The sequence below is a fragment of the Chitinophaga oryziterrae genome (assembly GCF_009758125.1).
Classification (GTDB): Bacteria; Bacteroidota; Bacteroidia; order Chitinophagales; family Chitinophagaceae; genus Chitinophaga; species Chitinophaga oryziterrae.
The window spans coordinates 212,433-226,302 of sequence record NZ_WRXO01000004.1 but is presented as its reverse complement, the minus strand read 5'-3'; the positions used below and the strand labels follow the sequence as shown (position 1 = coordinate 226,302).

Genomic DNA, 13,870 nt, shown 5'->3' with positions numbered 1-13,870 from the left:
AGAATTTTATCAGAATTTAATGTGTTTTATGTCTTCCTGCGCCTTTTTAAAATCTTCATGCCTTCCTATATCCAGCCAATATCCTCTTAATGGATAAGAGATTACTCTCTCCCCTCTGGCAATTAACAATTCTATCAGGTCCGTTGCATTAAAAAAGCAGTCTTTAGGAATATGGATCAGGCATTCTTTTTTAAGTAAATAAATGCCTCCATTTGAATAATAAGTATAAGTAGGCTTTTCCTTGAAAGAAAGTATATTTTCTTTCGTAGTCTCAAGAACAGCGTAAGGTATATCTACATTATAGGGTATTGAAACCACAGATAAAGCCGCATCCTTTTCTATAAAATCAAGGAAGAACTCTTCATAGTCAATATTCGTTAATATGTCTGAATTACTGATCAATACATAAGCATCCCTATTTACTTCTATATTTGCAACTGCTCCGATCGTACCTAAGGGCGTGCTTTCCTTAATGTATCGTACTTTAATACCTTTTGCACTTCCATCTTTAAAATGATCTACAATCTGCTCTCCAAGATATCTTACCGAGATACAGATATCATCAATACCAAAACTGATTAAACGATCAACAGTATGCTCAATGATTGGTTTATCACCGATTTTAAGCATTGGTTTAGGCGTATTATCTGTAAGCGGCCTTAAACGCTCTCCTCTGCCCCCCGCCATAATAATGGCTTCAACAGGTAAATAAGACTTATGAAAACGGAAGTTGATTACATTCAGAATACAATCATCTTTGTCCAATATAGGAACAACGCGAAATCCTTTACTCCGGTACTCAATTACCTGTTGCATAGTATATTCATTATCCCTGAAGAATCTCGGGCAGTCCTGAATAAATTGCGACACGTTGGAGTCAAGACCTAACCCTTTAAGCAACCCTCTACGAACATCTCCGTCCGTTAAAGAACCTACCAGTTTACCTTCATTGTCCACTGCAAAGATGATTGCATCGCTGGCCAGTACATCAAGTTTCGCAAGGGCCTCCAGGACATTTGCCTTCTGATCAATTATATGCTTCTTATAATCCGTCATAGTTCATTCATTAATTGAAAATTTGGAATATATCAACGCAAGGATTTCAACTTATCAATGATTTTGTCCTTTGCACCGCCGTTGAAGTATATATTTTCTATCTCATGTACTCCATTAGATTCAATATCTGCCACCGCAGATAATATGCTATTCTTTTCAAATGGCACGTGCAGGACATTCTCTCCTGTTAATCTTCCTTTCTGCCGGTCTCCTATATTAACAACACACTTATTTAAGGATGCAGCCTCTATAATTCCGCTGGAAGTATTTCCCAGCATAAAAAGAACATGCTTCATACATGAAAAATAACTTTGGGTTCCAAAATTTTCTATTATTTTAATTTTCTCCGGATATTTCATACCCAATTCCTGGAATGCCAGACGAAATAAACTTCCATTTGTATCAGCATTCGGCATTGTAATGATCAATTGGTATCTCTCCTTTAATTCATTCAATACTGATAATATCGTTTTCAGATGTGTTTCGTTGTGGGAAGCTGTAACAGTTTCCGGATGAATAGTAATCAATACGGAAGGAACAGAAAGATCAATTTGCCATTTCCTGTAAAAAGCGTCTTTATCTAAAAGGGGCATCCCTTTGAGATTGTCCAGACCAAGCGCTCCTGACACTACAATGTTTTCCGCATTACCCTCCATTAATATTTTCACTTTTTCTGCAAAAGAAGGTGTTGCAACAAAGTGTAACTGTGAGGCCATTGTAATACTGTGTCTGAAAACATTGTCGATCGCACCTAATGTAGTTTCCCCACCGTGTATGTGCGCAAACCTGATACCAAAACTCAACCCCGCCATTACAGCGGCAAACATTTCAAACCTGTCGCCCAAACAAAATATCCAGTCAAAATCAGCAGCATGTGTTGCCCAGAAATCTGCGAATTTAACCATCGTCAGCCCCATAGACGTAGAAATAGCCTGCTCATCATCCGTTAATAACAAGGATGATATCCGGTGATCCACAGTAAATCCATCGTGAATGATTTCATCAATCGTATGACCATGGAAAGGAGATAAATGTGTGCCAAAGGCAATAATGCTGACATGAAAAAAAGCATCCTCCTTTAAAGCCCTTATTAAAGGTTTATAAATACCGTAATCGGCTCTGGAACTTGTTAGTATAGCAATTCTCATGATAAATCAGACCAGGAAATCTTGTGATAGGCAGCTAAATCTTTATTCACTTTAAGCCCAATTATTTTATCTAAATCAAAGGGAGAAATCCCATCACCTGGTCTCAACATCAGCAAATGAGGAGCCGTAATATATTCTCCCTTATTAAGAGGCACTTTCAAATGCACACTTTTTCTGGCCACGGCAATATTTTTCTTTTCCGAGGCACTTGGTTCCTTAAATCCTTTTCCCGACAATGCTGCCTCTACATTGCGGATGGCAATTACCATGTTTTTTAATTCTGAGGGATCGAGAGAAGCCTTATGATCAGGTCCTGCCATACCCTTATCCAGTGTAAAATGTTTTTCTATTACCGTAGCTCCCAAAGCAACTGCGGCAATAGGAATCTCAATGCCGAGTGTATGATCAGAGTAGCCCACTTCAATGCCAAATGCTGCTTCAATTGCTTTCATAGCCCTCAAATTAACATCACTCATGGGCGTAGGATACTCCGTATTGCAGTGTAACACCCGGATATCTTTTCGGGCAATCCCATTTTCTGTTAATACGTTCAATGCGTTTTCAATTTCCCCCAGAGTTGTCATACCAGTTGATAATATAACTGGCTTCTTCTTAGAAGCAATATGCTTCAGATAAGGATAATTAGTAATTTCACCTGATGGTACTTTAAAAAAATCTATTCCCAGATGGTCGAGGAAGTCAATACTATCTTCATCAAAACCTGTTGACAAAAATTTCAGGTGTTTCTTATCTGCATACTCCTTCAATTCATAATGCTCAGCCTCACTAAGTTCCAGTTTCTTAAGCATCTCATATTGGGAGCTATTATCACTTCCCATATTATGGGACTGGTACGCCGCCATCGCAGCACTTTTACTTACAAGTTTATCTGCTTTAAACGTCTGAAATTTCACATAATCCACCCCCGCATCATGCGCCGCATCAATAAGTTTAAATGCATTTTCCATGCTGCCATTATGGTTAACCCCTGCTTCCGCTATGATCAATGTCTGTCTCATCTTACTATTATTTTACCTGGAGTACCCGCATAGATACCCGCAACATTAATACTTTTCATCAAGACACTTCCAGCCCCTATAATAACATTATCAGATATATGAATACCATTTGAAATAACAGTGCCACTCCCGATAAAACATTCACTGCCTATCATCACATTACCATTCAACACAGCACAGGTAGAAACATGCGTATGATCCCCGACCTGTGTATCATGTTCAATATTTGCCGCTGTATTGATAATGCAATTAGCTCCGATATTTACTGCTGCATTAACAATACATGAATGATGTACAATCGTTCCGGGTCCTATACTGGCATATTTAGAAACAATTGCTTTGGAGGAGACAACCGTTGCTATTTTTGCATCTTTTTCTCTAAGCCGGCTGAATAAAATTTTCCTGGAATCCGCTGATTTTATCTGACCTATTGTAATTAAAAAATAGTGCCCCTCTTTAACTAATCTATCGAGATCATTATCTGTGCCAATCACAGGATAACCCAATATCTGTTTTCCCTCCATTTCTTCTTTATCAATGATGCCCGATATTATCCACTCATCTGTAGATTCAATCACGTCAATACAGGACTTACAATGCCCTCCACCACCAATTAATATCAAACTTTTCCTATGCATAAAACTCCTTGATTTTATTACTCACCTCTATTACCTCTTTATCAGAAATATTAGTAGAACATGGCATACTAAGACAACTCTTATAAACACTGCCTGCTATATCATCCACATGGAAGTAAAGATCATTTTTAAAAGGTGGCAATTGGTTCATAGGTACCCAGAATGGCCTTGTTTGAACACCGTTGTCATTTAAATACTTCAGTAATCCTTTAGAGTTCTCAAAACAACAGGTAAATAACCAGCAATTGGGATTTACATGTTCAGTGATAACCTGTGGTTTAAATCCGGGAACATCTTTAAGCTCCCGAGTATACAACTCACTTACGTTTCTTTTTCTATCAATAAATGCCGGTAATTGTTCCATCTGTGCTACTCCGATTGCAGCAAGAATATTTACTAACCTATAATTATAACCAATTTCATCATGGTAATATTCCAGAGGATCGGCTTTGGCCTGAGTAGTAAGATGTTTTGCTTTTTCACCCAATTCTTTATCATTAGTAAGAATCATTCCACCTCCACCAGTTGTAATAATCTTATTACCATTATAACTTAAACAACCGAAGAGGCCGAAGGAACCTGCAGGTTTTCCTTTATAAGTAGAGCCCAATGCTTCTGTCGCATCTTCGATCACTTTTATTTTATAATAATCAGCAAGCGGAAGCAATTTCTCCATATTTACCATATTACCCAATACATGTACCGGTATAATAGCAGATATTCTCCGACCCGTATTCTTATGGTGACAGGTATCTTCTTTTATCAGACATTCCTGCTCAAAAAACCGGGTTAAAAGAGCGATGTCCAGTTGCCAGGTGTGCTCATCTACATCCATTAATATGGGATCAGCTCCCATATATTTGATTACGTTTGCAGGTGCTACGAAAGTTATATTCGGGAGAATAACCAGATCATCTCTTTGTACACCAGAAAGAATCAGACTAATATGTAATGCAGACGTACCATTAACCGTAGCTACGGCCCTTGTAACACTACTGAATTTTGCAGCTAATTCTTCAAATTGATTAACATAACTCCCAACTGATGACACCCAATTGGTATCCAGGCAATCCTTTACATATTTCCATTCATTACCTGAAAGATTTGGCACGGATAACGGTATCATATATTATATATATCAGCTTTATATTGTTTCAGGTTCTCACTATTTTTAAACCATTCAATGGTCTCTGCCAGCCCTTCTTTCAAAGAATATTGCTGTTCCCAGTTAGTGTATTTTCTCAATTTCTCATTTGCTCCAAGCAACCGGAATACCTCCGACTTTTCGGGACGTATTCTTTGTTCATCGGTAATAATCCTGGCCAGTGGATTAATTTGATCAATCAGTTCCTGCGCCAGTTCCCCAACAGATATTTCCGACTGCGTAGCAATATTGCAATCATGCCCGATCAATTGATCAGATTTAGAGATCTCTACAAAACCGTTAACAGTATCCTTTACAAAAAGCAGATCACGGGTCGGAATGAGGTCTCCCAACTTTATTTCCTCCCTACCATTCAATAGTTGGCTGATGATAGTAGGAATTACAGCCCTGGCCGATTGACGGGGACCGAAAGTATTAAACGGTCTTACAATAGTTAATGGCAGATTAAAACTTCTGTAAAAAGACTCTGCTATGGCATCTGCTCCGATTTTCGAAGCAGAATAAGGAGACTGTGGCTGACGGGGATGCTTCTCATCTATGGGTATATATTGCGCTGTACCATAAACTTCAGATGTGGATGTCACTAAAACTCTTTCAATACCAAGATCCTTTGCTGCCTGTATAATATTCAATGTACCTTTTACATTAGTGTCGATATATGAATCAGGAGAATGGTAGCTGAAGGGAATAGCTATTAAAGCTGCCAGATGAAATACTACGTCTACATCTTTCATCGCAGTTCTGACACCATTCGGATCACGCACGTCACCGGAAAAAATTGTTATTCCCTGTAATTGTTCCTTTGAGAACGAATCAAGCCATCCCCAACTATTAAATGAATTATAATAAACAAATGCTTTAACCTTACATCCTTCCTCAATTAATTGCTCTACCAGGTGGCTGCCAATAAAGCCATCCGCTCCTGTTACTAAAACTCTTTTATTCTTTAATTCCATCTACGTAAATATTTATAGCATTACAGTCTTGCATCAACTGATTTTCTATCCAAACAAGCCTTTGTATCAAACACAACCCCATTATTGCGCTTGATTTTTTTGAAAATCATTTTGTCGACAAAAATTTCAACAAGCACTAAATTCTATTTACTTCTAACATATTTTCGAATTCTTCTAATTATACTTTTTTTCTTTTCATCGCCATTGCTACTATAACCATAACCATAACCATATCCATATCCATAACCATATCCATATCCGTATCCATACCCATATCCACCGTTGGACTTAACATCATTTACGATCAGGTTAATTTTTGGAACTTTCTTTTGCAGGTAAAGGTCTTTTGTAATCTGTATTTGCTGCTTGAGCGTATAGCCTTGTCTGACGAGATATAGTGTTGCATCAGCAAATCGTCCCAATAATTGCGCGTCAGTAACTAATCCTATCGGTGCAGTATCAATTATTATGTAATCAAATTGCTTCCGTAACTCAGCGAATAGTTCTTTTGTTCTATCCAACAACAGTAACTCGGAGGGATTTGGCGGAACAGGTCCGGAGGTTATCAACCAAAAATTATCATGAATACCAGAAGGTATAATCAACTCATCTATTGAAACCTTTCCAATTACATATGTACTAAAACCACTAAGATTATCGGCACCCAACATCTCGGATATCTTAGGTTTCCTCAGATCCATTTCCATCAGCACTACCTTTTTACCTGATAGTGCCAATACAGCTGCAAGGTTGGTCGCAACGAAAGTTTTACCTTCTCCGCTCATACTTGATGTAAGCAGAATAACCTTCTCATTAATTCCGGACATTATAAACTGGAGATTTGTACGTATTGCCCTGAATTGCTCTGAAATGGCCGAATGTGCATCCTTTCCAACAATAACCTGGAACTCCTCTTTGTTATGGCCAATTTCAGCCAATATGGGAACAGGTGTATTACTAAGAATATCCTGTTTATTTACAACACGCCTGTTTAATAATTCCCCTAAATACATCCATATCGAAGGAACGGCAATACCAAATATAAGTCCTAAAACATAAGCTAAAGAGTGCTTCGGCCTGAATGGTAAGGGATCACTTTTTCCTGCATCAATGATCTTGGCTATAGCGATGTTGGATGCTTTGGAAATGGCGGACTCTTCCCTCTTCTTCAATAAGAACAAATATAATTCCTGTTTAACAACCTGTTGACGTGAATAATCTAAAAAGACCCGCTCCTTACCTGGAACTTCACGTATTTTTTGATTTAGTGAATTAGCGTTCCTTTGTAACTCATTTATTCCAACCTGTATGTTTTGCTTTAAAGAAGAAAGATTGTTTCGCAAACCTGCACGCAAACCTGTTAATTGCTGATCGATATTTTTGATTACGGGATTGGATTCTGTGTTGGACATTAAAAGTCTCTCCCGCTCTAATTGCAGCATATTATATTTTTCCACAATCCCTAAAAATGTAGGATCCTGCAAGAGTGCTGCTGAAGGGACAACACGTCTGTTATTTTGCTCATCCTTCATGTATTGTTCCAGCGATTCAACGACATTTAATCTTACCTGCTGCTCTGTTAATAGCTTTAGGAAATCACCAGTATTTGAAACCAGTAATTTGGATTGTTCTCCCAGATCAGCAAGCTCATTGGACTGTTTAAATTGCTGTATATCTTTTTCTACGCCTGACAGTTCTTTTGTTACGATAATTAAACGATTATCAATGAAAGTAATCGTACTGTCAACTATCCTGTTTTTGTCTTCAATACTTGCATTTAAATATGTATCCATTAACCGGTTCAACACCTTCTCCCCCTTTTCAGGAAGGGCATCTGTGATAGTAAGATCTATTGTGCTTACCTGTTTATTGGGAATAGTTATCTCCAATAAGTTTTTATATGCTTCAACAGTATTATCAATTGAAGATATTTTCACCATATATTCTTTGTTATTCAAATCAAATTGAGTATCACGAATAATCTGGACAATCCCCTCCGGTAAATGCAATGTATCATTCCAGGAAGCTTCTTTACTTAGATCCTTCCCTTTTAATAAAAATTTATTTTCAGTCAATACCTCCAATGTGTAATTTGCCTGACTGAGTGTATCTTTCAGATAGATCCATCTGAAAGAAAAAGGAAGTTTAGAAAATTGCTCCCCTTTTTTCACCCGGCCTTCTACCCAATAACTTACATTTAATCGCAAATCCCTCACTACTTTTTCCATTAACGAACGGGATTTAAGTATCTCTACTTCATTGTCTACGTTACTTTTACTGCTGAACATTTCTAATTCCTGCAATATCTCCTGGCCTGGGATGCCACCGTCTTTTTTATCATCCTGCACAAGTATTTTGGCACTTATCTTATAACTGGGAGTTGAATAACGCAGGAACAACCACGCTCCTACCCCCCCAAGGCTTATAAAAATCAAAAACAAATACCATCGCCCAATTAGTTTATCAAGTATTTTTCTCAAATTCAACCCATCTTCCTCTTCCTGTTCACCGGAAAATGTGCCATTCGTTTTTAAAATACCGTTAGTGTGAATATTTTCAGACATAAGAAAATAAATGAAAATTTAGAAGTTAATTCTTGTTACAATTATGATGACTACAGATAGGATGGAAGCAAAAATGGAAATTCGTCTAACCTGTTCCATATCGGATCCGGAAACTTTAGCCTTATTCGGTTCTACATATATAACGTCTCCCTGATGAAGATAAAAGTAGGGAGAGGAAAATATTTTACTATCATTCAAATTGAATCTTACAATTTCCTTTTTCCCATTAATATTATCCCTGATTAACATCACGTTTTCCCTTTTGCCATAAATAGTAAGATCACCGGCCATTCCCAACGCATCCAGCAGGGTAACTTTCTCATTTGGCATAATATAGGAGGATGGTTTATTTACGTCTCCCAATACTGTTATTTTGAAATTGGCGAAACGTACGTTTACTACAGGATCTTTATAATATTCGGTGGCCTTCGTACGAATATCATCTCGTACCTGGTCTGTTGTCCTACCCTTTACAGATACTTTGCCAAGTAAAGGAAGTATTACATATCCATCTCTATCCACCAGGTATACACTTGCATTACCTCCGGGGGTATTGATGCTGCTACTATTATTTGTATTATTATTTGAAGGTCCCGAAATAGCACTCTGTTGATTCAATACGGCAGTCGCAGTGGGGTCAAGTGTAAGTATTGTAACCGTAAGAATATCATCCGGCTGGATCACTGGTGTATTATACACAGACTGATCAACAAGCTTTTGTTTAACACTATCCGGAACATCCTTGAAATACGTAATATTTCTTGGAGTAGAACATGAACTTGCATACATAACAATAATGCCTGTGGAGAGCATCAGTAGGGCAGAAAAGGGGAGTTTGCGGTGCTTCCCGAAATTAGTAATTCTCATTATTATATAACTGGGTGTTTAAATGCATCTGTTTTATTGTTCATAACAATAGCTATACCGTCAAACAAACGTTTTGTATATACTATAATTTTATTTTATCCTTATCAAGTTGCTCGTACGCAGAATTCTTACTGATAAACTCGGGAACTAACTGCTTCATCAGAGCTACGGTTGGGGTGAGATAATGCTTATGGGCAGATGCAATAAGATGCTCTATTTTATCTTTCACTTCTACGAAATCATATTCACGAACTCTTGCAATCATAATCTTTTCGTGATAAGTGCTTATTGTATTCTCCGCGTTGTTCAATAGTTCCTCATACAATTTTTCTCCCGGACGCAGGCCTGTATACACTACTTGTATATCTTTCCCAGGTTCTCTTCCGCTCATCCGGATCATTTTCTTTGCCAGCTCCACAATCTTCACCGGCTCCCCCATATCAAACACAAAGATCTCTCCTCCCTGCCCCATTGCACCTGCTTCCAGCACAAGCTGGCAGGCTTCCGGAATAGTCATGAAATAACGGGTGATGTCGGGATGTGTAACGGTAATCGGACCTCCTTTTTCCAACTGCTGTTTAAAGCGGGGTATCACAGATCCATTGGAACCTAATACATTGCCAAAACGGGTAGTGATGAACCTGGTTGGAGGCACGCCATAAACTGGACCGGATTTCTTATACTGCTTATTAACGTGATTACTGTACGACTGTGTAAAAATTTCCGCAATACGCTTTGAAGCTCCCATTACATTGGTCGGATTAACTGCTTTGTCTGTAGATACCATCACGAATTTCTCCACGCCAAATTCTACTGATAATTCTGCCAGAATTTTGGTGCCCAAAACATTATTGAGTACAGCAATAGAAGGATTTTTTTCCATCATGGGTACGTGCTTGTAAGCAGCAACATGATACACAATAGCTGGTTCGTAGACTTCAAACAATTGCTGCATCCGTATCCTGTCACAGATGTTCGCGATGAAAGGTACAACAGCTATATCAGGCGCAACATCTCCCATCTCCAGTTCCAGTTCATGCAGCGGCGATTCTGCTTTATCACATAACACGACTACAGATGGGCCAGCCTTTACAAGCTGCTTTACCAATTCACTTCCAATGGAACCGGCGGCACCTGTTACCAGGATCGCTTTACCCTTTGTTTCACTGTTAACCTGCTCATTGTTGATATTTATTACAGAACGGTCCAGCAGATCCTCAATTTTGATGTCCTGCAGTTTGGATGGATTCCATCCGGTACTGATCCATTTACTTACAGGCAATACTTTCTGCACCTTAATATTAAGGGCTATACAATTATCCACCAGGCTATTTAGCACATCTGGCTCCATCGATTCTTCTGCAAGTATTACAAGTGCAATTTTATCCTGCTTCACCAGCTTTTCGAGCGCGGCTCTGCTTGTATTATAAATAAGCAATCCTTCGAGACGCTTACCACTACGTGTTAGTTTATCATCCAGAAATCCTACAATGCGGATGTTACCGGCCACATCTTCATTAATGGCTCTGCGCACCATTAAACCGGAATGTCCTGCACTGTATATTACCGCTTTGGTCTTGTTTATATTGCCATAACGGCCATAATAATGGAATGCCCATTTTACAAACAGTCGATACGATAACAGGCAGAATGTATTAATGAAAAAGTTAATCGCTATCACGGAGAGCGGGAACATATTAATACTACTATAGTGTAATGAAGTTATCCCTACATAATAATATATTGCAGCACTAATCAGTCCCAGGCACGAAATACGGCCGATATCTTCTATACTGGTATAGCGTATTATACCCGTATAGGTTCGAAATATTAACGAAAGCAGAAGATTCACGCTCACCACAACCAATACAATACCTTGTATGGGGTAGCGATTAAAATCTTCGAGATTAAAATTCAGCCTAAGCAAAAAGGCCACGCTTATTCCGACAATAGAACAGGCTAAATCTAATAACAATATTAGCCAGGACGGGGTAATCCAAGATCTCTTAGTCATCAGTTTAATAGATAAGGTTAAAACATATCAGTTTTTCATAACACTCATTTTCGGAATTAACTCAATTTTCTTTTGAGATTTTTTTTGTTCTAACCTGCGTGCAAAATAAATACATATTGTCTACTTTTTGGTTAAGAATAGGTGAATAGAATTAAATGTTTTTAATTCTAATATCAATTTATAATAACATTATAAACATCTCATCTACCAATATTCCTTGCAAACAGCACCGGATCAACATCAGAATATAATTAGGGTCTTATCCTCTTTAAAAAACAATTTTGACTGAAAATAAAATCGCGTATAAATACGTAACGAAACAGTTATATAAAAAACAGAAACAAATACTGGTTTGTTGTATTGTTCGCAGTAACGAACATCAATTGCACATCATCGGGGCATTCAGTTAAAAACGTGGTTCTCTCGGTGTCTGCTTTAAACATGACTTTAAAAAGTTGAACATATTTAACTTTACCCTAAAGCGTGTCTTACTAGTGATAGTATTATTCTTTCGAGTACTTTTAAGAGTTCGAAACAGACTAAACAAACTTTATACCAATAAAATCATATTCTGTTTTTTCAATGTCTGTTTAGATAACAAAAAACAAGGAAAGATTGTTCTCTATTGCATAAAAATGTATAGATAAAACATTTAACAGTTGATGAATAACTACGATATAAGATGGCTGGTAATGTTATATGTAATTAATCCTTCCTGAGAGAGGGATGTGTACTGTTTACTACACATGTTGTCAAATTCCTCACTTTTCCCCCCGGTACCAGACATACGATTTCCTGTTACAACGGTAGCAGATATACCTTCTTAAAGGAAGGAACCACAAGAACACCTTTACAAACAGCGCCCTGGGAACTCTGTCTTCCAGATTGGCGCGTTTACATTTTGGACATGGCAATGCTTTTCTGCCGGTTACGTTATGTACCAGCATTTCATCTTGATAATTCATGGATATGAAATGTTGTGTCCCTTAATGGTCAAAAGGGATCTATTATTAAATGCCGGCTTTCCCCTAAAGAATGGTTAGCAAATTTTCGATGTCTGTACTATACGATTGTGTGAGACTTGTGTCTGGTTTTTGCAAAAATAAATTTTTAGTTCGGATGGAGGATGTTATATCATTGTAACGGATGGAAAATAAGTAATACCCCTCAGCGGATTTTAATGCTGTATGAATACTATCTTAGCATTCATGAACATCAGCAATCCGCAACTTAAGACGATCATAGACTGGAAAGGCACACCGGTAGATAAAAATGGCAGGTTCGTAAATCTTCATTCTCCCTTTAAGGTCCCCAGCCTCCTGGACATGCTGAAATGGAAGCTGGCCCCTCTCCTTTCAGGGAAGAAAAGAAAGAGGAAGTATGGCAGCCCGAAATCGCGACGGACACTTTCTGGCTGAACAGTACTGATGATATCATCGTTTTTCTGGGGCATAGCGCCTTTTATATGCGTATAGGCGGCATCAGCCTGCAAACTGATCCTGTTTTCGGAGATATCCTCATGCTGAATCGGAAAACACCGTTTCCGCTCGATCCTTCCCTCCTGCATCCTCATTACATCCTAATATATAGGGGCTGACAGTTTTTTTGTCAACCCCTTCTCCCCCCTTTAATTATTATTACTTATAGTAGTACCGTGATTGCCATAAGTCAGATGTGCAAAACGGGGATATTTCTCTTTGTATTTTTTAAATACGTTATCTGGTTGTTGTATCCCATTTACTACCATTCCGTTTTTTGAGATAACCAGGTCTTCGATACTCTGTTTATCCGGAACAATTTTATCATGGATCAGATCATCGATCAGACTTGCCATCATTTTACGATCTTCTGCAGCCTGTGCTCTGTCTTTATCGGCCTGTATACGATCTAATTTTGCCTGCTCGCGGTCTTTCTCTGCCTGGGCCCTGTCTTTAACCGCCTGTTCGCGGTCTTTATCTGCCTGTATACGATCTTTCCCGGCCTGTTCGCGGTCCTTTTCTGCCTGTGCCCTGTCCCTTGCAGCCTGCTCCTGGTCTTTTTCCGCCTGTTCACGATCTCTATCTGCCTGTGCACGGTCCAGCTTTGCCCGCGCACGGTCCAGCTTTGCCTGCGCACGGTCTTTCTTAGCCTGGATCTTGTCCTTTTCTACCTGTTCATTGATGTCATTAATAACAGTGCGGTAATCACCCCAGTTAGCAGCAGGAATTAATTTACCATCTACAGAGAATTCTGTCATCTCCCCTTTCACTTTTTTCATTTTATAACTCACACCATTCATGTCCATGTTGATGCTTTCTACCTGGTCATCGCTGTTATACGTTCTGTTAGTTGTTTTAATGGATTTTTGTGCATTCGCGGCTGTTGTAAACAGTAAAGCTGCGAAGATGAATACATACATTCTTTTCATGGTTTTTTAATTTTTAAAAGGTTTAAAAAGGGCAAT

General features: G+C 38.4%; 11 protein-coding genes. All 11 read right to left on the bottom strand.

Translation table 11 applies throughout. From position 1 onward, the window contains the following. Positions 1-9 precede the first annotated feature (9 nt). On the bottom strand, positions 10-1,056 hold the full coding sequence (locus tag GO495_RS15925) for a nucleotidyltransferase family protein (protein ID WP_157300710.1): 1,047 nt from the start codon (positions 1,054-1,056) through the stop codon (positions 10-12). A gap of 32 nt (positions 1,057-1,088) precedes the next feature. Further along, positions 1,089-2,204 carry a UDP-N-acetylglucosamine 2-epimerase gene (gene neuC / locus GO495_RS15920; protein WP_157300709.1) on the bottom strand — a complete coding sequence of 372 codons (1,116 nt, stop codon included), beginning with the start codon at positions 2,202-2,204 and terminating at the stop codon, positions 1,089-1,091. Next, positions 2,201-3,223, bottom strand: coding sequence for an N-acetylneuraminate synthase (gene neuB / locus GO495_RS15915; RefSeq protein WP_157300708.1), 1,023 nt, complete (start codon positions 3,221-3,223; stop codon positions 2,201-2,203). The genes neuC and neuB overlap by 4 nt, the downstream gene beginning before the upstream one ends. Further along, complete coding sequence (locus GO495_RS15910; RefSeq protein WP_157300707.1) at positions 3,220-3,861, bottom strand: acetyltransferase; 642 nt, start codon at positions 3,859-3,861, stop codon at positions 3,220-3,222. The genes neuB and GO495_RS15910 overlap by 4 nt, the downstream gene beginning before the upstream one ends. After that, a complete protein-coding gene (locus GO495_RS15905; RefSeq protein ID WP_157300706.1) occupies positions 3,854-4,987 on the bottom strand; it encodes a LegC family aminotransferase in 1,134 nt (377 codons plus the stop codon). The genes GO495_RS15910 and GO495_RS15905 overlap by 8 nt, the downstream gene beginning before the upstream one ends. Beyond that, positions 4,984-5,982, bottom strand: a complete 999-nt coding sequence (locus tag GO495_RS15900; protein ID WP_157300705.1) for an NAD-dependent 4,6-dehydratase LegB — start codon at positions 5,980-5,982, stop codon at positions 4,984-4,986. Before GO495_RS15900 ends, GO495_RS15905 begins: the two co-directional genes overlap by 4 nt. A gap of 143 nt (positions 5,983-6,125) precedes the next feature. After that, positions 6,126-8,546: a GumC family protein gene (locus GO495_RS15895; protein ID WP_157300704.1), complete on the bottom strand. Its 2,421-nt coding sequence runs from the start codon at positions 8,544-8,546 to the stop codon at positions 6,126-6,128. Positions 8,547-8,564: 18 nt separating this feature from the next. Continuing rightward, positions 8,565-9,413: a polysaccharide biosynthesis/export family protein gene (locus GO495_RS15890; protein WP_157300703.1), complete on the bottom strand. Its 849-nt coding sequence runs from the start codon at positions 9,411-9,413 to the stop codon at positions 8,565-8,567. An 82-nt stretch (positions 9,414-9,495) separates the two neighbouring features. Beyond that, on the bottom strand, positions 9,496-11,349 hold the full coding sequence (locus GO495_RS15885; RefSeq protein ID WP_338075433.1) for a polysaccharide biosynthesis protein: 1,854 nt from the start codon (positions 11,347-11,349) through the stop codon (positions 9,496-9,498). A gap of 1,369 nt (positions 11,350-12,718) precedes the next feature. Then, positions 12,719-13,000, bottom strand: coding sequence for a hypothetical protein (locus GO495_RS15880; protein ID WP_157300701.1), 282 nt, complete (start codon positions 12,998-13,000; stop codon positions 12,719-12,721). Positions 13,001-13,054: 54 nt separating this feature from the next. After that, complete coding sequence (locus tag GO495_RS15875; protein WP_157300700.1) at positions 13,055-13,834, bottom strand: hypothetical protein; 780 nt, start codon at positions 13,832-13,834, stop codon at positions 13,055-13,057. Between the last annotated feature and the right edge of the window lie 36 nt (positions 13,835-13,870).